We start from the raw sequence: 19,649 nt of genomic DNA, 5'->3' as shown, positions 1-19,649 counted from the left end.
GCCTTAGTTGGAAGGCGCCAGGATGGTGAACCCCTGCGCCTTGAAAAGGTCCGCCGCCTTGGCGGATTCGAGGCATTTCAGGAATGCCGGCGCATCCTTGTCCTTCGAATCGGCGGTCTGGGCAACCGGGTAGATGATCGGCGCATGCGAATCCTCCGGGAAGGTGCCGACCACCTTCACGCCCTTTTCGGCATGCGCGTCGGTGGCATAGACGATGCCGAGCCCCGCCTCGCCGGTCGACACCAGCTTCAGCGCCGCGCGCACATTCTCGGCCTGCGCCACCTTGCTCTCGACCGAGGACCACACGCCCAGCGATTCCAGCGCCGCCTTGCCGTATTTGCCGGCCGGCACCGCCTTGACATCGCCCATGGCGAGCTTGCTGTCGCCGATCAGCTTGGCGAGGTCGAAACCCTTGTCGATCTTGGCCTCGACCTTGGAATCCTTCGGCGCCACCAGCACGATCTGGTTGCCGAGCAGCTTCACCTCGGTGTCCGGCTTGGTCAGCTTCTTGTCCGAGAGATACTTCATCCAGTCGAGGTCGGCCGAGATGAAGATATCGGCCGGCGCGCCGCCCTCGATCTGCTTGGCCAGCGCCGAGCTTGCCGCGTAGGAAATGGTCGCCGCCTCGCCGACATCGGCCTCGCACGCCTTGTTGACGCCATCGAGCGCCTCCTTGAGGCTGGCCGCGGCAAAGACGACCACCTTGTCCTCGGCATGGGCGGCAGGTGCGGCGGCCATCAAAAGTGCGGTCAGCCCGCCAACAGCGAAGGCCTTAAGTCCGAAATCCGTGCGCGTCAGCAAGAAACTCTCCCCGGGGGTTTGAAAATCCATTCGGCTCAAAGCCTGCCGATCGATATATCCGCACGAATATAACAAGGAAAGAGCTTTCGCGGCCACTGTCGTTGTGCGACAGGATTTTCCCAGCCTACGATGGATTTCAGCCAACACAGCGAAAGAGCCCTCCATGAAGATCAGCGCCCGCAATATCCTCAAGGGAACGATCGTCGAGATCGTCAAGGGAGCCACCACTTCGCATGTCCGCATCAATACCGGCGGCGCCGTCGTCACCGCCTCGATCACCAACGAGGCTGTTGCCGACCTCAAGCTCGAAAAGGGCAAGCAGGCCTATGCGGTGATCAAGGCCTCGGATGTCATGGTCGGCATCGACTGACGGCGATTGTCGGACGAGTCTGACTCCAAATCCCGACATTGAGGCGAAGGTGCGTTTAGATTCAGGTCAGGCCGAGCCGCGAACGGCGGTTTCCGAGAACCGGAGCGGAGCGTACTTAACTTACGTCAGCACCGGAAGCGCAGGAAACCGCCGGTCGCGGGCCGGCATCGCCTGAATATCAACACCTTAGACGGCGATCGGCGCCTTGATGGTCGCGTCGGCGAAGTAGTTCTCGAGCCGGAAATCCTCGAACCGGAAGGCGAAAAGGTCCTTCACCTCCGGATTGATCCACATCGTCGGCAGCGGCTTCGGCGTGCGCCGCAACTGCTCGCGCGCCTGCTCGAAATGGTTCGAGTAGAGATGTGCGTCGCCGAGCGTGTGGACGAAATCGCCGGGCTTCAGCCCGGTCACCTGCGCCACCATCAGCGTCAGCAGCGCGTAGGAGGCGATGTTGAACGGCACGCCGAGGAAAATGTCGGCGGAGCGCTGGTAGAGCTGGCAGGACAGCCGGCCTTCCGAGACGTAGAACTGGAACAGGCAGTGGCAGGGCGGCAGCGCCATCGCCTCGACCTCGGCCGGATTCCACGCCGAGACGATCAACCGCCGCGAATTGGGATTGCGGCGTATCTCCTTCAGAAGGCCCGCGATCTGGTCGATCTCGCCGCCACGGCCGTCCGGCCATGAGCGCCATTGCTTGCCGTAGACCGGGCCGAGGTCGCCGTTCTCGTCCGCCCATTCGTCCCAGATGGAGACGCCATTGTCCTTGAGGTATTTGATGTTGGTGTCACCGGCCAGGAACCAGAGCAGCTCGTGGATGATCGACTTCAGATGCAGCTTCTTGGTCGTCGTGACCGGGAAGCCGCGTGAGAGGTCGAAACGCATCTGGTAGCCGAACACCCCGCGGGTGCCGGTTCCGGTGCGGTCGCCGCGGTCGACGCCGTTCTCCAGCACATGCTTCAGAAGGTCGAGATACTGGCGCATCGGCTTGGCCTCGATTCGGGAGTGCGGGCATTATAGCTACCAGACAGCTGGCCGAACACATCAATACGGCACAAGCATTGCTTTGCCACCATTCTTTCCGGGCGGTTGCGCCGCCCCTCATTGCCCTGCCGGGCATTTCTCCCCGTATAGTGACAGGGAGTAAGAGGCTGGCCGCACGCCGCTGCCCTTCTCGCAACGCCGGTGATTGGCGAAACCATCAATGACCGCGTCCCCTCTCCCCGTCACTATACGGGGAGAGGATGCCGGCAGGCAGGTGAGGGGCGGCACTGCCGCCCAGTGGGTGCAAATTCAAATCTGGAGCGACCGCCCTTGCGGCGCCGGCCTCTGCAAGCCGACGCCCGATCTCAGAGGGAGCCGAGCTTGCCCAGGTCCTTCGCCACAAGGTAGTAGAACGTCACCCGGCTCTTGGTGTTGTCGGCGGCCATCGCCTTGCAGACCTTCTCGATCGCACCATCGGCCTTCTTGGCGTCGGCGACGCCGAGCTTCTTGGCGGCCCAGTTCTCCCGGACGCGTTCCAGTTCCTTCGGGTCCGTGCAGGACACCAGCGATGAATCGCGGTTCCTCAGCGCGATGCCCAGGTGCTTGACGATCTTCTCGACCGCGTCGGCGCTGGCGCCGGCGTCGTACTTCTTCACATCCGCGAGATAGTCGGCCATCAGAAAAATCCCCTCGTCGGCGCCACGGATCCTGTCGATGAGGCTTGTGGCGCTCTACGCAATCTGTGCGCTAGGTAGCAACTCCTCACCGGTGCAAAGCTTCGGTTGAGCGCGCCGGCAAGTCAACCCATTTTGAGATAGGGACAAAGTCCCATTCGGCCTTTCAATTTCCATGATCGGCCCCTATATTCGTTTCGTCGGCTTGACCGACTATGGCGATAAACAGGCGATGCAATAAGCCGTTCGGACCCGGGGGCGGTACCCGGCGCCTCCACCAAAAACCGCTCTTGTCGAAAGAGCGGCTTTTGCTGGGGGCGAAATAGGATCGACGAAGGTGTAAAGATCGTACTTTTGCCCGGCATTGTACCACCGTCATCGGGCTAAACTTATAGTTGCCAACGACAACTATGCGGAAGCTCGTCTCGCTGCGTAATGCAGTGCGAACGCTTCAAATCAAGCCCTAGAGGTTCGCACTTCTAGGCGGGGTTCGGAGGTACCTGGCAACAGAAACCTCCACTTCTCCCCTCTTCCATTTTTCTGCAGCGGCATTTTTTTTGCGCCTGGCACGGGGCTACGACCTGGTGCCGTTTGCTCGTTCCCATCGCGGAGCGATTGCGCTTCGTTGCCGATGCGGCCGGTTTATGCAAAACATGAAAAAGGCCGGGCGAGCCCGGCCTTTTTGTTGCGATTTCGAGCGTTGCTTACTCGGCCGGCGCTTCCACCGTCTCCCGCACGCGGCCGAGCGTGAGCTTGGCCAGCGAGAAGGAGATCACCGCGCAGAGCGTGATGCCGGCCACCATCGGCAGCGGCGTGCCGTCGAAGAACAGCCCGGCGACACCCATGGCCAGCGCGCCGATGGCGAAATGCAGCGTGCCCATCAGCGCCGAGGCGGTGCCGGCGATCTCGCCATGCTCTTCCATGGCCAGCACCGAAGTGGTCGGGATGACCAGACCGAGGAAGCCGTAGCCGACGAAGAGCAGCGCCGCCATCACGTCGAGCCGGTCGACGCCGGAGGCCATGATCGCGAACAGCGCCACCATCGTCGTCGCATAACCGGTCACCGCCACCCAGACGACGCGCTTCAGGCCGAAGCGGTCCGCCAGCATCCCGGTCAGCTGCGACATGCCGATGAAGGCAACCGCGTTGATCGAGAAGAACACGCTGTAGACCGAAGGCGACAGGCCGTAGTGGTCGATCAGGATAAAGGACGAGCTCGACAGATAGACAAAGAAGCTGGCGATGCCGAAGCCGGCGATCGCTACCAGCCCGAGGAAGTTGCGGTCGCCCATCAGGTAGCGGTAGCCGGACAACGCCGTGCCGAAGGAGGAGCCGGCGCGCTCCTCGACGGAGCGCGTCTCCTTGAGCGACGTGGCGAGCAGGATGGTGGCGAGCGCCGCCGCACCCGTCACGGTCCAGAACACGGCGCGCCAGCCGAAGCTCTCGATGATCTGGCTGCCGGTCAACGGCGCGAGAATCGGCGACACCGAAAACACCAGCATCAGCAATGACATCAGCTTGGCCGCCTCGTTGCCGGTGTGCAGGTCGCGCACGATGGCGCGCGGAATGGCCATGCCGGCGCTGGCGCCGAGGCCCTGCAGGAAGCGGAAGGCGATCAGCCATTCGATGGTCGGCGCCATCGCCGAGCCGATGCCGCCGATCATGAACAGCGCGAGGCCGCCATAGAGCGGCAGCTTGCGGCCGACCATATCGGAGATCGGACCGACGAGGATCTGGCCGAACCCCATCGACAGGAAGAAGATCAGCAGGCTCATCTGCACCGCCGAGGTGCCGGCGTGCAGATCCTCGCCGATCGACGGCAGTGCAGGAAGATACATGTCGATGGCGAACGGGCCGATGGCGGACAACAGGCCGAGCACGACCGCGATGCGGAGGAATTTGGGACTCATGATAAGGCTTCTTTCGGATCTGGCTGCCACCGCGAAGGCGGCGTCTAACCCAGGACGTTCCATCCCGTGACATTCCGACACCCAGAGCGAACTTGTTCGTCTCTTGAGCGAACCTATTCGTCCATCCGGAGCGAAATGCCTTTGTTCTATGTCCACAAAATTAGACACTCTTGTCCAAATCGTCAATCACCGCTATATAGATTTTTATGAAGCCCGGCGCCTCTCCTGACACTTTCCCGCCACGCAGCCATGAGGCAAAGCGCATTTCGGTTGTCGAAGCCGCTGCTTCGGTTTTCTGCCGCGAGGGATTTGCCGGCGCCAATATCGACCTGATCGCCGCCGAGGCCGGCGTATCGCGCCAGACCGTCTACAACCACCATGGCGACAAGGAAAAGCTCTTCATCGCCGTCGTGCGCGACCTCACCGAGCGCTGCAACGCCGGCATCTTCGCCACCATCGCCACCTTCCCCGACCAGCCCGGCGACCTCGAAGCCGATCTTGTCGGCTTTGCCGTGCGCATGAACCGCAACTGCATCTGCAACCGTGACGGCAGGTTCCTGCGCAAGCTGATCCAGGCCGAGGGCGAACGTTATCCCGAGCTTTTCGCCGAATGGCGCGAACAGGGGCCGGGGCGAACCTGGTCGGCGCTTGCCGCCCGCTTTGCCCGCCTCGCCTATGCCGGCCACCTGTCGATCGACGACCCGGACGTGGCGGCGCGCCAATTCCTTGCCCTCGTCAACGCCGAATTGCAGATAAGCTTCATGCTCGGCGGCACGCCGACGGAGGAAGAGGTGCTGCAATCCGCCGGCAATGGCGTGCGCACCTTCCTGCGCGCCTTCGGCCGCCACAAGGCCGCCTCCCACGCGCCCAGAAAGAGCGCGCTCGTCGGCGCCTGAGCCATCAAATCGTCGGCAAAGAGCCTCGCTTCCGGGAGACCGCGATCTATATGCGGTTTACGCCGCGCTCAAGCTTGATTACAGCTATGCGGACGATTCAACGGAACCCGACCGTCACATGGCCGACGACCACATCCGCTACGACATTCTGGCCCAGGAGGCGTTGCGCGGCGTCATGCGCAAGGTCCTGGCCGAAGTCGCGCGCACCGGCCTTCCGGGCAATCATCATTTCTTCATCACGTTCCTGACCGGCGCGCCGGGCGTGCGCGTGTCGTCGCGGCTGCGCGAGCGCTATCCGGAGCAGATGACCATCGTCATCCAGTTCCAGTACTGGGACCTGAAAGTGTCCGACACCGGCTTCGAGGTCGGGCTGTCCTTCTCCGACGTGCCGGAAAAGCTCGAGATCCCCTTCTCCGCCGTCCGCGGCTTCTACGATCCCTCGGTCAATTTCGAGCTCGAATTCGACGTCAAGACGGACGGCGCGGCCGACGACGAACCGGCGCAGCCCGCGCCCGAGCCGCTGGCCGTCGTCACCGAGAAGAAACCGGAGACGAAGAAGAAGGCCGCCGCCGAGGCCGACAAGAAGCCCGCCGCCGCGGACGCCGGCAAGAGCGCCGACGTGGTGTCTCTCGACGCCTTCCGCAAGAAATAACACGCCGGACGGTGCGGCATGGGCGACGTCGTCAATCTCCGCCAGGTCCGCAAGCAAAAGGCGCGGACCGAGAAGGAGCGGCAGGCCGGCGAGAACCGTGCCCTGCATGGCCGCTCCAAGGCCGATCGGGACCGCGATCGCCTGGCCGCCGACAAGGCCGAGCATTTCATCGCCGGCCATCGCCGCGAAGAGCCTGGTGATCCAAACGAGAGCTGAGCGCCTCACGTGAGCCCGGTCGAAAAGCGTTCCGTGACCATCCGCGGCCATCGCACGAGCTATTCACTCGAAAAGCCCTTCTACGACGACCTCGTCACGATCGCGGCGGCGCGAAAGCTGACGCTTGCCGCTCTCGTCGCCGAGATCGACGAAACCCGTCCGCGCGACGCCAACCTCTCCTCCGCGCTCAGGCTTTATGTGCTGGATTGGGCCAAGCGCGGTGCTGGAGTGGCTTAGACAGGGCCCGTCGCGCTGCCCTGTTTCCGGCGCCGGGCGCCAAAGGAGAGCAAGGCCGAACGGTCACGTTCCTCCGCCTGCTTTTTCGACCGGACCCGCATCAGATCCTTCCAGCCGACATAGCCGACCAGGCGCGCATCCTCGCGCGTAACGACGGGAAGATGCGAGATGTTTGCCGTCAGCAGCTTGTCGGACAGGCCCTCCAGATATTCGTCGGGATAGGCAAGCGTCACCGTGCTGCCGGCCAGCAACTCGCCAAGCGTCGTCTTGCGGTGCTTGCCGGCGCGCCGCCAGCGCAGGATTGCCGGCGGATCGATGACGCCAAGCACGTGCCCTTCCCCGGTCACGACGGGAAAGCTCGGGTGCCGCGTCTCTGGCGCGGTCAGGAAGGCGGCGGCGCCATGCAAGGTCATCGTTGCCGGCACGCGTTCGACTTCTGTCGTCATCACCTCGCGCACCGTGGTCAGCGCGAACGGATCGACACGGTATTCGCGCACCAGATGGTGCCCTCGCCGCGCCACCTTTTCGGTCAGGATCGAGCGCTTCATCAACAGCACGGTGACCGCGTGCGCCGTGGCGCAGGCCGCGATCAGCGGCACCAGTATATGGGTGTTGCCGGTCAGCTCGACCGCGAAGAAGGTGGCGGTCAGCGGCGCGCGCATGGTGCCGCCCATGGTCGCGGCCATCGCCAGCAGCGGCCAGAAGCCGGGGGTCGCCTCGGGCAGGATGCCGGCAAGAGCAGCCCCCATCGCCCCGCCCATGATCAGCAGGGGCGCCAGCACGCCGCCGGACGTTCCCGAGCCCAGCGCCACCGACCAGATGATCGCCTTCACCACCAGCAGCGTGAACGCGGCGGCCGCCAGCGTTTTTCCGTCCAGCATGTTGGCGATGTTGTCATAGCCGACGCCGAGCGCCTGCGGCTCGATCAGCCCGCCAATACCGACCACCAGGCCGCCGAGCATCGGCCACCACATCCAGTGGATGGGCAGTTTCTGGAATGCATCCTCGCAGGCATAGACCATCTGCGTCAGCAATCCCGACAGGAGCCCGGCTGAGATGCCGATCAGCACCCAGCCGCCAAGCCCCTGGAATGACGCCGCCATACTGCCCTCGAACGGGAAGATCGGCTCCGGCAGATGCAGCAAAGTGCGCTCGACTTCGGCGACGATGGCGGCCACCGCGACGGGGATGAAACTGCGCGGCGTCCATTCGAACAGAAGCAGCTCGACCGCCAGCATGATGGCGGCGATCGGCGTTCCGAACACGGTGGTCATGCCGGCCGCCGCCCCCGCCACCAGCAGCGTCTTGCGCTCATTGTCGCTGACCGGCAGCATCTGCGCGATCAGCGAGCCGATGGCGCCGCCGGTCATGATGATCGGACCTTCGGCGCCGAACGGCCCGCCCGAGCCGATCGAGATCGCCGACGACAACGGCTTCAGGATCGCCACCTTGGCGTCGAGCCGCGAGCGCCCGAGCAGGATCGCCTCGATGGCCTCGGGAATGCCGTGACCGCGGATCTTCTCGCTGCCGAAGCGTGCCATCAAGCCGATGATCAGCGCGCCGATCACCGGCACGATCACAGCGGCAAGCCCAAGCGGCGTATCCTCGAGCCTGAGTTCGGCGAGCGAGAACTGGCCGAAATAGGCGATGTTGGTGGCGAGCCGGATGAGCTTCAGCAGCGCAATGCCGGCAAACAGCCCCGCCGTGGCGACCACGACGGCGATTGCCGCGATGAGAAGCACCCGCGCGTCGGTGGTGAAGTCGCGGAGATGGCCGTTTCCGGCATGAGCGGATTTCATTTGGGAGCCCGGCTTTCTGGTTGTCGGGTCGCTATCTATCGTAACACGATATAAATGCACAAGGCCGATTTGCGACGAAAAACAGTTTGAGCTTTTGCCGGAAACGAACAAAGGTCGGCCACGATGCCTTCGCAAAACTCACGCCCCGCCATCAGCCAGGCCGACTATCAGCGGCTGTCCGAATTCCGCTACCTGATCCGACGGTTCCTCGAGTTCAGCCAGATCCAGGCCAATGAGGCGGGTCTCACCCCGCGCCAGCACCAGGCGCTGCTGGCGATCAAGGGGTTTCCGGGCGCGGGACCGGTGACGGTCGGCGACCTGGCCGAACGCTTGCGCATCCGCCACCACAGCGCCGTGGAACTGGTCGACCGCCTGTGCGAGGCCGGGCTTGTCACCAGGGACCAGGACAAGGATGACCACCGCCGTGTGCTTTTGCGGCTCACCGAGCGCGCCGATGACTGCCTCGCCGAACTGTCGGCGGCGCATCTCGACGAGCTCGGACGCATCGAGCCGATGCTAATGCGGCTGCTCAGTCGGCAGGATCGGTGATCGCAACTGACAAGGTCCGAGGATGGCCTGGCTGGCCGGCCTCGGTCCGCCGTCACCCTCCGTCCAGCGACTTCAGCAGATTGTCGATCGTGAACGGGTTGGACTTGGGCTTAGCCGGTGGTGGAGCCGAACCGTCATTGACGCCGGGGAGCGACCCGTCGAGCTTGGGGGCCTGCTGGGCGGCCTTGCGTTGGGCGTCCCGCTTGGCCTTTTCTTCCGAGGCGATGCGCAAAGCCTCTTCGGCCTTTCGCCGCTGTTCCGCGGCTTGCGCCTTGGCCGCATCGTCGGCCGCCTGCTGTTGTGCCCTGGCTTTTGCTTCGGCATCGGCCTTCGCGTCCGCCTCGGCCTGCGCCTTTTCCTCAGCCTCGGCTTTGGCCTTCTCATCAGCTTCGGCTTGTGCCTTTGCCTCGGCTTCGGCCTGGGCTTTCGCGTCCGCCTCGGCCTGTGCCTTTGCTTCAGCTTCGGCCTTGGCCTGCGCCTCCGCTTCAGCCAGGGCCTTCGCTTCGGCTTCGGCTTTCAGCCGCGCCTCTTCCTCCTGCCGGCGCAATTCCTCGGCTGCCCGCTCGCGTTCGGTTTGGAGTGCTGCGTAGTAGCGCACCTCGCGCCGCAGCCGCTGCTTCTCCAACAGCGCCGCCTGCATGGCCTCGACCCGTTGCTGTTCCTTCTCCAGCGCGCGCTGCGTCAGGAACTGCGCCAGCGGCTCGCTGTCGAACTGGCGTTCGGCGGCGCCGAGCGGCCCATCGACGCTGAAATTCACCGCCGGCTCGGAGCCGACCAGCGCCTCGTCGCCCGGCCTGTAGGTGATCGCGCCCCTGGCTGTGACGGTGCTGGTGTTGAGGTCTGCCGTGACGTCGGCAGACAGCGACGCTGACGGATTGTCGAGGCTGATCGGCGGCGCCCTGAGAATGCCGCCGGCAATGGTGAAGGCAATATCGGTGTCCTTGGCGGCAAAACTGCCGTTGCCGGCGATCTCGAGCGCGAAGCCGGCGGTCTTGCCCGCATCGATATCGCGCCCGATGGCATCGGCCTTGTCGATGAAGGCGGCGAAGGCATCGGGGTTCATGCCGGCCACGGTAAGTCCCTTCAGCGCCGCCGTGCCGGAACCCGACAAGGCCGCAACCATCGCATCGAGCGACTTGCCACTGGTCGACAGCGCCGTCGAGACGTCACCGCTGCCGCTCAGGCCGGCATTTGGCAGCAGGGCTGGAAGATCGGCGCCGGCAAGCTTCATCTGGCCGGAGAAGAGCCCGGTGCCGTCATTGTTCTTCAGCTCGAACAGGCCGGTCAAAGCGCCGCCAAAAAGCTTGGCCTTGAGATCGGAAACCCGGATGCCCTCCTGGTCGAGCTTCAGCGACAGCGCCGCGTCATAGGCGGTGGCGAAGGGACCGGCAGCAAGAGCCGCGGTGGTGAGGTCGAGGTCGGCGGTGAAAGGCAGGCTGGACTTCTGGCTGAACGGCGCCGTCGGCCAGTTGCCCTTGCCGGCCTGGAAGGATTGGTCGCCGAACAGCGCGACCGCCATCGGATCGAGGTCGAGCTCGTCGAGCGCCAGTGCGCCGGCCAGATGCGGCAGCCCGTCCTTGACGTCGACATTGACGTCGCCGGAAACCGACGCCTCGTTGACGGCGCCGCTGAGCCCGCTCAGCACCAGGAGGCCGTTGCCGAAATCGGCGTCGGCGGCGAGCGAGGCCGAGGTGCCGGTTCCCATGCCCGGCAGGCCAACGCCGGTCGTCATCAGCCAGGGCTCGATGTCGGAGGCTTCGAGGCTGACCTTGCCCTTGGCCGACGCGCCTTGCTGCGTATCGGCGACCGTTCCCTCGAAGCTCGCCCTGAAGTCGTCGGCGGTCAGGTTGAAGCTCGTCGCCAGGCCACCGTCGAGCGTGCCCTTGGCGGAGACATCGGTGGTCGCCTGGCCGAGCATGCCAAGCGGCAATGCCGGCAGGCCGTAGAGCGCCAACAGCGCGGTGGCGTCGGCATTCCTGGCGTTGAAGGTCAGCATCACCGGCGCCTGGGCAAGGCTGTCGGCCTTGCCCTTGCCGGAAAGCGATGCCGAAAAGGCCGAGCCGCCGGCCTTGCCTTGCGCGCTCACCGCCAGTCCCGTCGTGCCGTCGCCATTGTCGGCCGCACTCGTCACCACATCGATGCGAGCATCCTGGAGCAGTTCTGGATAGGCGACCGCGCGGGCCGCCAGTCCTTTCAGCAGCTCATTGTCGGGATAGTGCTGCGCCGCCACGTCGACCAGCGGCTTGAGGTCGACGGCGACCACCGAGGCGTCGAGCTTGCCGGTCGGGCTCTCCGGGAAATCCTTGATCCGCCCGGTGGCGCTGATCGAGGCGCCGGCCAGCCCGCTGAGCGACAGCCGGTCGATCTCGAGCAATCCCTTGCGCAGCCGCAGCGCCGTGTCGACGGTGTCGGCCGTCAGGCCGCCGGCGCTCACCGGCCCGGCCTTGATCTGGAAGTCGAGGTCGCGATCGGAAAACCGGTTGGCGCCCTTGTCGCTGACGAAGATCGAGGCGAATGCCGCCAGCCCGTCGACGTCGAGCTCGCCACCCTCCAGCCGCATAAGCACCGAGGGCCTGGCGTCGTCCGGCTGGCTGGAATCGATGCGGCCCGAAAACCGGGCCTTGCCGAGGATCAGTTCGAGATCGCTGAAGGCCTGGCGCTTCTCGCTGAGATCGACCCTGGCCTTGAAGCCGGCGGCCGGCAATCGGCGGATCGCCTCGTCGACGTCCTTGGACAGCCAGGCGGCAAAACCCGAAGGCTGCGCCACGGCAAGCAGCAGCGAGCCGGTGAAGCCGAAATGATCCTCGACGCTGAGCATGCCGTTGGCTTCGAGCGTGGCGCGGCCGGGCAAGGTCGCGGCAATCGACTTCACCGACCAGCCGCCTTCGGCCGGTTCGGCCGAGAGATGCACGTCCCGCACCGTCGTGTCGCCGGCGACCACGGCCGGCAGTCTCACTTCGACCGTGCCGGGCATGGTCGGCTTCGGCATATGCAGAAGCGCCTGCTCCAGCGCATTGACGCGCTGGTCGAGCGTTACGCCGTCGACGGCAGCGGCGCCGACGGCTTCGTCGAACTGCACCTGCGCGCCGTTGGCCTCGATCGAGAAGTGCGGCTTCAGCCCGAGCTCGACCGAGGCTTTGCCGTCGGCGGTGTAGGGATTGTCGAGCGGTCCCGTTTCGAAGCGGAACTCGTCGAAGGCGAGCTTCTGGTGATCGAGCGAGAACTTGCCGTTGAGGCGGAAGCCCGGGTCCGGCTTGCCGGCCGAGACCTTCACCGTCTCGCCATCGGTGCCGCGCAGCTCGGCCGAATTCCTGTCGTTGCCGGAGATCTTGAACTGGCCGGAATAGGCGACGGCGCCCTTGACGAGGCCGGCATTGCCGTCGGTCTCGATGACCAGCGGATAGGCGTCCGGATCGGCCTTCAGCCGCAGCCGCATCTGGCCATTGCCTTCGGCCCTGCCGGTCGAGGCGGTGACATTGGTGCGCAGGCCGTCGAGCTTGAGCGTTCCATCCATCCGCCATGGGCCGGCGAGCGACTTTGCCGAGACGGTCGAATTGATCTCGGAAATCAGGTGGCTGCGCCCGCCGGCGGCATGGCGCAAGGCGACCTCGCCTTCCGTCACCGTCAGCTTCTCGATCGCGATCTGGTTGAGGTCGAAGGGCGAGGTCGGCCGCATCGCCCAGTCGACCGTGCCGTCGGCGGCGATGTCGATCGTCGCCTTCGGACGCACCAGCCGCATGTCGAAGATCAGCACCTCGCCGCGCAGGAAGGGGGCCAGCTCCGCATCCATCGAGAAGGTCTCGACGGTCATTGCCGGCTGGCCTTCGGGACCGCCGGCAACCGAAACATTGGAGAAGGTCACCGAAGGAAACGGCAGCAGCCTGGCCGTCGCATCGCCCTCGACGGTGACCTTGCGGCCGAGGATGGCGCTCGCCTCGCGCTCGAAATCGGCGCGGTAGCCCGCCCAGTCGATAAAATACGGCACCACCAGCGCCGCGCACAGCACCAGCACGAACAGGCCACCGAAGATCACGAACAGGCGTGCGAGCATCAGCACCAGCGATCGTTGAAAGTCAGCCGCACTGTACCCGCATCAGCGTGTCGATAAAGAGGCAATTCGGCTGCGTCCTCGGCAAGCAGGGACAACGGCGCAGGCTGGGGGGACAGTCCGCCGCGTCAATGCCGCGCCGCTTCCATCAGGGCGGACAAGACCGCACCCTTGCAAAGGCTGATCAGGAATTTCTTCGCAACGAACTCGATGGTCGAGTCGTGGAACGTCAGGATGAAATGCCGATAGTCCGAAAACAGCTCAGGCATGTGGGATGGATGAACCCGATTGGCCTTTTCCAGGGAGGCTATCCAGTACGAGTTGAAGACTTCGAACGCAGAATATGGCTGCAGGCCGAGACCATAGAGCCGATGCCCGCTGATGGCTTCATCGTTCGGCGGACCGAATTGAAGCGCCAGGTATGGTTCCACCGTCAGGATTGCGACGGATTCATCGCCTGTCGCGGGCGAAACCGAGCGCGGGTTCGTGCCATCGAACGAAGGATCCGGAACGTTGGCGAGATAGGCAATCAGCAATCGCTCTTCATCCGCGAAGACATGCGGCAATGGCGCGCCGGCCGATGACGGCGGTATCTCGACCGGCAGCAGGGCCTCGGCCGCCGACATGACTAGTGACCAACACGGGGCAAGATCTTGCCAGGGTTCATGATGTTCAGCGGATCGAGCGCCTGTTTGATCGTGCGCATGATGTCGACGCCATGGCCAAGCTCGTGGCGCAGGAAGCCGATCTTGCCCTGGCCGATGCCGTGCTCGCCGGTGCAGGTTCCTTCCATGGCGATGGCGCGCATGTTGAGCCGCGCGACGAATTTCTCCGCCAGCGCGATTTCTTGCGGGTTGTCGACGTCCATCAACACCAGCACGTGGAAGTTGCCGTCGCCGGCGTGGCCGACGATCGGCGCGATCAGGCCCATCTCGGCAATGTCGGCCTCGGTCTCGGTGACGCATTCGGCAAGCCGCGAGATCGGCACACAGACATCGGTCGACAGCCCCTTGGCGCCGGGCCGCAAGGTCAGCGACGACCAATAGGCGTCGTGCCTGGCCTTCCACAGTTTCGTCCGCTCCTCGGCAACACTGGTCCACATGAACGGTCCGCCGCCATTCTCCTCGGCGATCATGCCGAAGGTCTCGGCCTGCTCGGCGACACCGGCATCGCTGCCGTGGAATTCGACGAACAGGCACGGGCCTTCCGGGTAGTCGAGCTTGGAATAGTTCTTCATCGCCCGCATCTGCAGCGCATTGACCAGTTCGATGCGCGCCACCGGAATGCCCATCTGGATCGTCGCGATCACCGTCTTGCAGGCCGCCTCGAGGCTGGGAAACGGGCAGACGCCGCCCGAGATCGCCTGCGGGATGCCCTGCAGCCTCAAGGTCAGCGCGGTGATGACGCCGAGCGTGCCCTCCGAGCCGATCAGCAGCCGCGTCAGGTCGTAGCCGGCCGAGCTTTTCTTCGCCCGCTTGCCGGTGGTCACCGCCTCGCCATCGGCCATGACTGCCGTCAGCGACAAAACGTTCTCGCGCATCGTGCCATAGCGCACGGCATTGGTGCCGGAGGCCCGCGTGGCCGCCATGCCGCCGAGCGAGGCATTGGCGCCGGGGTCGATCGGGAAGAACAGGCCGGTGTCGCGCAGGTGCCGGTTGAGGTCCTCGCGCGTCACGCCTGGCTCGACGGTGCAGTCGAGATCCTCGGGATTGACCGCGAGAATCCGGTTCATGCGCGAGGTGTCGATCGAGATGCCGCCGCCCGGCGCGTTGGTGTGGCCTTCGAGGGAGGAGCCGACGCCGAAGGCGATCACCGGCACCCGGTGCGCGGCACAGGCGCGCACGATCTCCTGCACCTCGGCCGTGCTTTCCACGAAGGCGACGCCGTCCGGCGCCTGCGTCGGGATGTAAGTGGTGGTGTGCGCATGTTGGGAGCGGACAGCCTGGCCGGTCTGGAAGCGCTCGCCGAGCGTCTGCTTGAGGATGCCGAGAACCGCGGCAATGCCCTCCTCGTTGCGCTCGACGGGATTGAGGTCGCTCAAAGCCATGATTCACTCCGCGAATGGACCAGCCGCCGCCCTTGCTGTGCGGCTAAGGATGCGTAGTCTCACGACCCACGCCCTGTCCAGCGATCAGGAAAGGAAAACAAGATGTCGATGCCCGCCCCCTTCATTTCCCGCGCCATGGATATCGAGAAGGACTGGATCGACTATAACGGCCATCTCAACATGGCCTATTACAACGTGCTGTTCGACCGCTGCTCGGACGACGCCTTCGAGATGATGGGCATGGGGCCGAACTACGCCAAGGAGCGCCGCCTCACCATCTACACGGCGGAAGTCCATGTCTGCTACGTGCAGGAGCTGCATCTGGAGCACAAGGTCCAGGTCTCCTTCCAGCTCATCGACCATGACGAAAAGCGCCTGAGAGCCTATCAGGAGATCCGCCATGTCGACGGCTGGCTGGCCGCCACCTCCGAGACGCTTTCGCTGCATGTCGACATGTCCGGGCCGAAAGTGGCGCCCTTCCCCGCCGATGTTCTTGCCAGGGTCGAGGAGATGCGCGCTGCCCACGCCGCGCTGCCGATGCCGGAGCGCGCCGGCCGCTCGATCGGCATCAAACGCAAGAGCGCTTGAAGCGCCCCAGCGCGCACGTTAACCTTACCAAGGTTTTAACGTGAACAAGCCGATCGAGTCGTTGAACGACTCAGCGGAGCGTTTGAAAACCACCGTATCGGGTTGGCGATGCGGGGCGGCGGGCAGAGGCGGTTCGAGGAACGTGCATGAAAACCGACATCAAGGTCGAGGTGGAACGGCTGGCGGCCGATCCGCGCATCACCGACTATGATTTCTGGCGCTCGCTCAAGAACGTCAACAACGAGATCTTCCACATCGCCAACAACAACGAGCCGATCCCCTTCGACATGATCCGCTGGCGCGCCATCCTCAAGCAGGCGCGGCTGAAGCGCGGGCATTTCTGACCTACTGCCGATCCCTGGTTGCGGCCTCTGGAGCAATTCCAGGAAAAGTGCGTAGCGGTTTTCCGTCCGGAATTGCGTCAAAACAAATAGTTGGAGCGAGTCAGCGATTCTGAGAGGCGCCGAACCGCTCCAGCGGCGAGCGGGGCGCCACCGGCGACGATTGGATGATCGCCGTGTTGGTCATCGCGTAAGGGATGATCCTGTCGATCACCCGTTCGAGCTCTGCCACCGAGCCGACATGCGCCAGCGCGATGAAGCAGTCCTCACCGGTCACCCGGTCGCACTGCACGATTTCCGGCAGGTCGCGGATGATGTCGGCGACGACGGCAAGCTGACCCGGCACCGGCCGGATGCGCAGCCATGCCGACAGTTTCATGCCGAGCGCGGCCGGATTGATCCTGACCGTGCAGGCCTCGATCACGCCGTTCTCCTGCAGCTTTCTGATCCGCTCCGCTACGCTCGGCGCCGACAGGCCGACGGCGCGCGCCAGTTCGGCCGTGCTGGTGCGCGCGTCCTTTTCCAGCAGGCGCAGGAGCTTCAGGTCGGCGGCATCGAGGTCCACGTTTTCGTTTCGAAGGCGTTTCAAGGTAGTCTGCCTTGCTTTCAAGAATAACTTGGCTTGAAGAGCCAACGGACATCCATATAAACCGCGCGATCCGCCTGCGATAGTGATCGCATGAGAAATCAAGCGCAAGCCTCGGCGGCAAGCCCCGCCCTCGACAAGCCAGACAGCGCCAGCCAAAGCCTTGCCGGCCCTGCCCTTTCCACCTTGGCGACGGAGCTGCCGCCACATCTGTGGTTCGGCGTCAGCGCCGTGTTCCACTATCTTGGGCCGGCCTTCGCGGTGCTGCTTTTCGCTAAGGTCGGCGTGCTCGGCATGGCCTGGCTGCGCATCGCCACCGCCGCCCTCGTCTTCGCGCCGCTGACCCGGCCATGGAGAGTCTTCGCCCGCGCCGACCGGCCGACACGGCTGTTGCTCGTCGCCTTCGGCGCCTGCCTGGCGGTGATGAACTGTTCCTTCTATCTCGCGCTCGACCGCCTGCCGATCTCGCTGGTCGCGGCGATCGAGTTTGTCGGCACCATCGCCGTCGCGCTCGTCGGCCTGCGCAGTCCGCGCAACCTCGCGGCGCTCGCCATTGCCGTCACCGGCACCTTGCTGTTGATCGACGTCAAATGGTCGAGCGACCCGGTCGGCCTGTTCTGGGCCTTCCTTAACGGCGCTCTGTTCGTCGGCTACATCGTGCTCGGCCACCGCGTCGCGGCGTCCGGCGCGGGCGCCGGCATTGCCGGCTTGGGCGCGGCAATGACGATCGCCTTCCTCGTCGTGCTGCCCATCGGCCTCACCGAGGCGCTGCCGGCCTTTTCCGCGCCGTCGCTGCTCATCACCGCCATCGGCGTCGGCATCTGCTCCTCGGTCATCCCCTATATCTGCGATCAACTCGCCATGGCGCGGCTGCCGCGCGCCAGCTTCGCGCTGATGCTGTCGCTGCTGCCGCTCAGCGCGACACTGATCGGCATCATCGTGCTGAGGCAGGTTCCGAGCCTCGGCGATTGCCTGGGCATCGCGCTGGTGGTGGCCGGCGTCGCCTTGCACAAGCCGGCCCCAGAACGAGCGCCATAAGGCTAGGCAAGCTTCTCCTTCAGGAAAGCGACCGTCCGGCCCCAGGCGAGGTCGGCCGCCCTCTTGTCGTAGCGAGCCGCCGAGGTGTCGTTGTTGAAAGCATGGTTGGCGCCCTCATAGACATAGACCGCGTACTCGACATGCGCCGCGTCGAGCGCCTTCTTGAAGGCATCGATGCCGGCATTGGTGCGCGCATCCAGGCCGGCATAGTGGAGCAGCAGCGCGGCCTTGATCTTCGGCACGTCGTCGGGCTTCGGCTGCATGCCGTAATAGGCGACCCCTGCGCTCAGATCCGGCGAATTGACGGCAAGCGTGTTGACTGCGCCGCCGCCCCAGCAGAAACCGACGGCGCCGACCTTGCCGTTGCCGTCCTTGTAGCCCTTGAGGAACGTGACCGTCGCCACGGCGTTGGCGGCGACCTGCGCGGGATCGAGCGTCGCGAACAGTTCGCGCACCTTGTCCTCATTCTCAGGCGTGCCGCCGAGCGGCGACATGAAGTCCGGCGCCAGCGCGACGAACCCTTCCAGCGCCACCCGCCGCGCAACATCCCTAATGTGCGGGTTGAGCCCCCTGTTCTCGTGGATGACGATGACGGCGCCGAGCTTGCCGGACCGGTCGGCCGGTTCGACCAGATAGCCCTTCATCTCGCCTCCGCTGCCGGGATAGGTGATGTCCTCACCCTTCACGCGCGGATCGTCCTCGGCGACGATCGCCGCCCGGGCGGGATTCGCCGCCAGCAACGGCACGATGGCGGCGGCTGCCGCGCCAGATCCGGCAAGCCTCGTCAGCTGTTCCATGAAACGGCGCCGGTCGAGCGTCAGATGCGTGTATTCATCATAGGCATCGATCATCGCCTGGGTGATGACGGGCTCGGCGGCGGCTGTGGTCATGGCTCATTCCTCGACTGTCCCCCCACCGGGCAAGATAGGGTTGGAAGGCGCTTGGTCCATTTCGAAGCCGTCGGCTTTGAGGACGTCGAGGTGGAAGACAGGACTGACGACTGCCTCGGCGGCTTCCGCCGCAGCCTCATCGCATGGCCGGCCTCGGAACGGCGCAAGGGCGCCATGAGCCTGAAGTCCAGCCTCGGCACCGCCCTCGTCTGCCGATTGATCGCCGGTTATTTCGGCGCTGTCTCCAAGGCCTACCTGCTGGTCTCGGCACCAAAGCCCTGAGGCGGGGCGGCCCGTCCAGGGCCCCATCACATTTTGGTCATTTCGGCAAATCTTGATGGCGTTGCCACAATATAAGGGGAAGCTGAGATCGGCTTCGCCTGCCACGGCGATGCCTGAAGAGAAGGAACAACGCTCATGACCTTGTCCCCTCCGATCGTCGCAAGCGCGCTCATGCTGGCCAGCGCGGCCCTCCTGGCGCTGCGATCCGCGGCCCTCAGCCGGGAGGCGGTCAAAGTCAGAAGCGAGCAACGCCGGCCCGGCCGCGCGAAATCCGGCAACTAAGCGCCAACACCGAGGGGAAGACCATGGACGTTCAGGACATCGTGAACACCGTCTCCGCCAAGGCCGGCCTCGACCAGGCGGTGACGGAAAAGGTCGTCGGCACCATCTTCTCGGTGCTCGAGCACGAGGCGGACGGCACCAGCGCCTCGAGCTTCTTTGCCAGGATCCCCGGCGCGGATGCGCTGGCCCGGAAATATGATGTCATGGCCGCAGGTGCTTCCAGCGGCTCGGGCGGCGGCCTGCTGTCGTCGCTGCAGGGGGCGCTTGGCGGCGTGCTCGGCGAGAAGACCGGCGCGCTGATCAACGGCATCGCCGCGCTCAGGGCCTCCGGCCTCGACATGGCGCAGATTCAAAAGGCCGGCGCCACGCTGGTCCAGCAAGCGGAAGCCGCCGCCGGCCCGGATCTCACCAATCAGGTGCTTGGCTCGGTGCCGGGCCTCAAAGGCCACCTCGGGCTCTGAA

At 64.8% G+C, this 19,649-nt stretch carries 21 protein-coding genes and 1 other RNA gene; 12 read left to right on the top strand and 10 right to left on the bottom strand.

The genetic code is table 11. The annotated features are described in order from the left end of the window. Positions 1-3: 3 nt before the first annotated feature. Positions 4-798, bottom strand: a complete 795-nt coding sequence (gene modA, locus EN857_RS12810; protein ID WP_128346612.1) for a molybdate ABC transporter substrate-binding protein — start codon at positions 796-798, stop codon at positions 4-6. 166 nt (positions 799-964) lie between these two features. Here modA and EN857_RS12805 point away from each other — a divergent pair, with 166 nt between their 5' ends. After that, a complete protein-coding gene (locus tag EN857_RS12805) occupies positions 965-1,171 on the top strand; it encodes a molybdopterin-binding protein (protein ID WP_127311556.1) in 207 nt (68 codons plus the stop codon). Positions 1,172-1,357: 186 nt separating this feature from the next. Here the strand turns inward: EN857_RS12805 and EN857_RS12800 are convergent, their stop codons facing one another. Both EN857_RS12800 and EN857_RS12790 read right to left on the bottom strand, forming a co-directional pair. Beyond that, positions 1,358-2,152 (bottom strand): thymidylate synthase, encoded by a 795-nt coding sequence (locus EN857_RS12800; RefSeq protein WP_127283646.1) that lies wholly within the window; start codon positions 2,150-2,152, stop codon positions 1,358-1,360. 365 nt (positions 2,153-2,517) lie between these two features. Then, positions 2,518-2,829, bottom strand: a complete 312-nt coding sequence (locus EN857_RS12790) for a DUF2853 family protein (RefSeq protein WP_127283645.1) — start codon at positions 2,827-2,829, stop codon at positions 2,518-2,520. 157 nt (positions 2,830-2,986) lie between these two features. Here EN857_RS12790 and ssrA point away from each other — a divergent pair. Then, positions 2,987-3,347: a transfer-messenger RNA gene (gene ssrA / locus EN857_RS12785) on the top strand. Positions 3,348-3,530: 183 nt separating this feature from the next. Here ssrA and EN857_RS12780 read toward each other — a convergent pair. Continuing rightward, positions 3,531-4,736, bottom strand: a complete 1,206-nt coding sequence (locus tag EN857_RS12780; RefSeq protein WP_127283644.1) for a multidrug effflux MFS transporter — start codon at positions 4,734-4,736, stop codon at positions 3,531-3,533. A 206-nt stretch (positions 4,737-4,942) separates the two neighbouring features. On the opposite strand from EN857_RS12780, the gene EN857_RS12775 reads away from it, so the two are divergent. From EN857_RS12775 to EN857_RS12760, 4 genes are all read left to right on the top strand, one after another. Continuing rightward, positions 4,943-5,632: a TetR/AcrR family transcriptional regulator gene (locus tag EN857_RS12775; RefSeq protein WP_127392573.1), complete on the top strand. Its 690-nt coding sequence runs from the start codon at positions 4,943-4,945 to the stop codon at positions 5,630-5,632. Positions 5,633-5,750: 118 nt separating this feature from the next. Then, entirely contained in the window at positions 5,751-6,284 is a 534-nt protein-coding gene (locus EN857_RS12770; RefSeq protein ID WP_127283642.1) for an SspB family protein, read from the top strand. An 18-nt stretch (positions 6,285-6,302) separates the two neighbouring features. Then, on the top strand, positions 6,303-6,500 hold the full coding sequence (locus EN857_RS12765; RefSeq protein ID WP_127392572.1) for a DUF4169 family protein: 198 nt from the start codon (positions 6,303-6,305) through the stop codon (positions 6,498-6,500). A 9-nt stretch (positions 6,501-6,509) separates the two neighbouring features. After that, positions 6,510-6,737 (top strand): ribbon-helix-helix domain-containing protein, encoded by a 228-nt coding sequence (locus EN857_RS12760; RefSeq protein ID WP_127283640.1) that lies wholly within the window; start codon positions 6,510-6,512, stop codon positions 6,735-6,737. Here EN857_RS12760 and EN857_RS12755 read toward each other — a convergent pair. Further along, positions 6,734-8,536, bottom strand: coding sequence for a chloride channel protein (locus EN857_RS12755; RefSeq protein WP_135858702.1), 1,803 nt, complete (start codon positions 8,534-8,536; stop codon positions 6,734-6,736). The two genes, EN857_RS12760 and EN857_RS12755, sit on opposite strands and share 4 nt — an antisense overlap. Positions 8,537-8,659: 123 nt before the next feature. Here EN857_RS12755 and EN857_RS12750 point away from each other — a divergent pair, with 123 nt between their 5' ends. Beyond that, on the top strand, positions 8,660-9,085 hold the full coding sequence (locus EN857_RS12750) for a helix-turn-helix domain-containing protein (RefSeq protein WP_127392570.1): 426 nt from the start codon (positions 8,660-8,662) through the stop codon (positions 9,083-9,085). 52 nt (positions 9,086-9,137) lie between these two features. On the opposite strand, the gene EN857_RS12745 is transcribed toward EN857_RS12750, so the two are convergent. The 3 genes from EN857_RS12745 to EN857_RS12735 all read right to left on the bottom strand — a co-directional run bounded on the left by EN857_RS12745 (position 9,138) and on the right by EN857_RS12735 (position 15,180). Further along, on the bottom strand, positions 9,138-13,136 hold the full coding sequence (locus tag EN857_RS12745) for an AsmA-like C-terminal region-containing protein (RefSeq protein ID WP_135858739.1): 3,999 nt from the start codon (positions 13,134-13,136) through the stop codon (positions 9,138-9,140). 125 nt (positions 13,137-13,261) lie between these two features. Next, a complete protein-coding gene (locus EN857_RS12740) occupies positions 13,262-13,759 on the bottom strand; it encodes a hypothetical protein (RefSeq protein ID WP_127393622.1) in 498 nt (165 codons plus the stop codon). A 2-nt stretch (positions 13,760-13,761) separates the two neighbouring features. After that, positions 13,762-15,180 carry an FAD-linked oxidase C-terminal domain-containing protein gene (locus EN857_RS12735; protein ID WP_127393621.1) on the bottom strand — a complete coding sequence of 473 codons (1,419 nt, stop codon included), beginning with the start codon at positions 15,178-15,180 and terminating at the stop codon, positions 13,762-13,764. Between the two features lie 102 nt (positions 15,181-15,282). Here EN857_RS12735 and EN857_RS12730 point away from each other — a divergent pair, with 102 nt between their 5' ends. Together EN857_RS12730 and EN857_RS12725 are read left to right on the top strand one after the other, a co-directional pair. After that, positions 15,283-15,768, top strand: a complete 486-nt coding sequence (locus tag EN857_RS12730; protein ID WP_127393620.1) for a thioesterase family protein — start codon at positions 15,283-15,285, stop codon at positions 15,766-15,768. Positions 15,769-15,914: 146 nt separating this feature from the next. After that, positions 15,915-16,112: a hypothetical protein gene (locus EN857_RS12725; protein WP_126053941.1), complete on the top strand. Its 198-nt coding sequence runs from the start codon at positions 15,915-15,917 to the stop codon at positions 16,110-16,112. Positions 16,113-16,212: 100 nt separating this feature from the next. Here EN857_RS12725 and EN857_RS12720 read toward each other — a convergent pair whose 3' ends face one another. After that, on the bottom strand, positions 16,213-16,698 hold the full coding sequence (locus EN857_RS12720; RefSeq protein ID WP_127393619.1) for an Lrp/AsnC family transcriptional regulator: 486 nt from the start codon (positions 16,696-16,698) through the stop codon (positions 16,213-16,215). Positions 16,699-16,788: 90 nt separating this feature from the next. On the opposite strand from EN857_RS12720, the gene EN857_RS12715 reads away from it, so the two are divergent. Continuing rightward, positions 16,789-17,733: a DMT family transporter gene (locus EN857_RS12715; RefSeq protein WP_128346392.1), complete on the top strand. Its 945-nt coding sequence runs from the start codon at positions 16,789-16,791 to the stop codon at positions 17,731-17,733. 2 nt (positions 17,734-17,735) lie between these two features. Here EN857_RS12715 and EN857_RS12710 read toward each other — a convergent pair whose 3' ends face one another. Then, positions 17,736-18,623, bottom strand: coding sequence for a dienelactone hydrolase family protein (locus EN857_RS12710; RefSeq protein ID WP_128346393.1), 888 nt, complete (start codon positions 18,621-18,623; stop codon positions 17,736-17,738). Between the two features lie 51 nt (positions 18,624-18,674). Between EN857_RS12710 and EN857_RS12705 the strand changes: the two genes are divergently transcribed. Together EN857_RS12705 and EN857_RS12700 are read left to right on the top strand one after the other, a co-directional pair. Further along, positions 18,675-18,905 (top strand): hypothetical protein, encoded by a 231-nt coding sequence (locus EN857_RS12705; protein ID WP_187331273.1) that lies wholly within the window; start codon positions 18,675-18,677, stop codon positions 18,903-18,905. A 305-nt stretch (positions 18,906-19,210) separates the two neighbouring features. Continuing rightward, positions 19,211-19,648 carry a hypothetical protein gene (locus EN857_RS12700; RefSeq protein WP_127394066.1) on the top strand — a complete coding sequence of 146 codons (438 nt, stop codon included), beginning with the start codon at positions 19,211-19,213 and terminating at the stop codon, positions 19,646-19,648. Position 19,649: the final 1 nt, after the last annotated feature.

The organism is Mesorhizobium sp. M4B.F.Ca.ET.214.01.1.1, assembly GCF_004791545.1.
GTDB classification, from domain to species: Bacteria; Pseudomonadota; Alphaproteobacteria; order Rhizobiales; family Rhizobiaceae; genus Mesorhizobium; species Mesorhizobium abyssinicae.
The sequence above is the reverse complement of the archived record's forward strand: the minus strand, read 5'-3'. Positions and strand labels throughout refer to the sequence as shown.

Bases quoted from the DNA above. Each gene is read 5' to 3' on its own strand.
- EN857_RS12745 (WP_135858739.1), bottom strand. From the start codon at position 13,136: ATGCTCGCACGCCTGTTCGTGATCTTCGGTGGCCTGTTCGTGCTGGTG.
- EN857_RS12750 (WP_127392570.1), top strand. From the start codon at position 8,660: ATGCCTTCGCAAAACTCACGCCCCGCCATCAGCCAGGCCGACTATCAG.
- EN857_RS12780 (WP_127283644.1), bottom strand. From the start codon at position 4,736: ATGAGTCCCAAATTCCTCCGCATCGCGGTCGTGCTCGGCCTGTTGTCC.
- EN857_RS12700 (WP_127394066.1), top strand. From the start codon at position 19,211: ATGGACGTTCAGGACATCGTGAACACCGTCTCCGCCAAGGCCGGCCTC.
- EN857_RS12715 (WP_128346392.1), top strand. From the start codon at position 16,789: ATGAGAAATCAAGCGCAAGCCTCGGCGGCAAGCCCCGCCCTCGACAAG.
- EN857_RS12755 (WP_135858702.1), bottom strand. From the start codon at position 8,536: ATGAAATCCGCTCATGCCGGAAACGGCCATCTCCGCGACTTCACCACC.
- EN857_RS12770 (WP_127283642.1), top strand. From the start codon at position 5,751: ATGGCCGACGACCACATCCGCTACGACATTCTGGCCCAGGAGGCGTTG.
- EN857_RS12800 (WP_127283646.1), bottom strand. From the start codon at position 2,152: ATGCGCCAGTATCTCGACCTTCTGAAGCATGTGCTGGAGAACGGCGTC.
- EN857_RS12710 (WP_128346393.1), bottom strand. From the start codon at position 18,623: ATGACCACAGCCGCCGCCGAGCCCGTCATCACCCAGGCGATGATCGAT.
- EN857_RS12735 (WP_127393621.1), bottom strand. From the start codon at position 15,180: ATGGCTTTGAGCGACCTCAATCCCGTCGAGCGCAACGAGGAGGGCATT.
- EN857_RS12790 (WP_127283645.1), bottom strand. From the start codon at position 2,829: ATGGCCGACTATCTCGCGGATGTGAAGAAGTACGACGCCGGCGCCAGC.
- EN857_RS12775 (WP_127392573.1), top strand. From the start codon at position 4,943: ATGAAGCCCGGCGCCTCTCCTGACACTTTCCCGCCACGCAGCCATGAG.
- EN857_RS12805 (WP_127311556.1), top strand. From the start codon at position 965: ATGAAGATCAGCGCCCGCAATATCCTCAAGGGAACGATCGTCGAGATC.
- EN857_RS12725 (WP_126053941.1), top strand. From the start codon at position 15,915: ATGAAAACCGACATCAAGGTCGAGGTGGAACGGCTGGCGGCCGATCCG.
- EN857_RS12730 (WP_127393620.1), top strand. From the start codon at position 15,283: ATGTCGATGCCCGCCCCCTTCATTTCCCGCGCCATGGATATCGAGAAG.
- EN857_RS12740 (WP_127393622.1), bottom strand. From the start codon at position 13,759: ATGTCGGCGGCCGAGGCCCTGCTGCCGGTCGAGATACCGCCGTCATCG.
- EN857_RS12765 (WP_127392572.1), top strand. From the start codon at position 6,303: ATGGGCGACGTCGTCAATCTCCGCCAGGTCCGCAAGCAAAAGGCGCGG.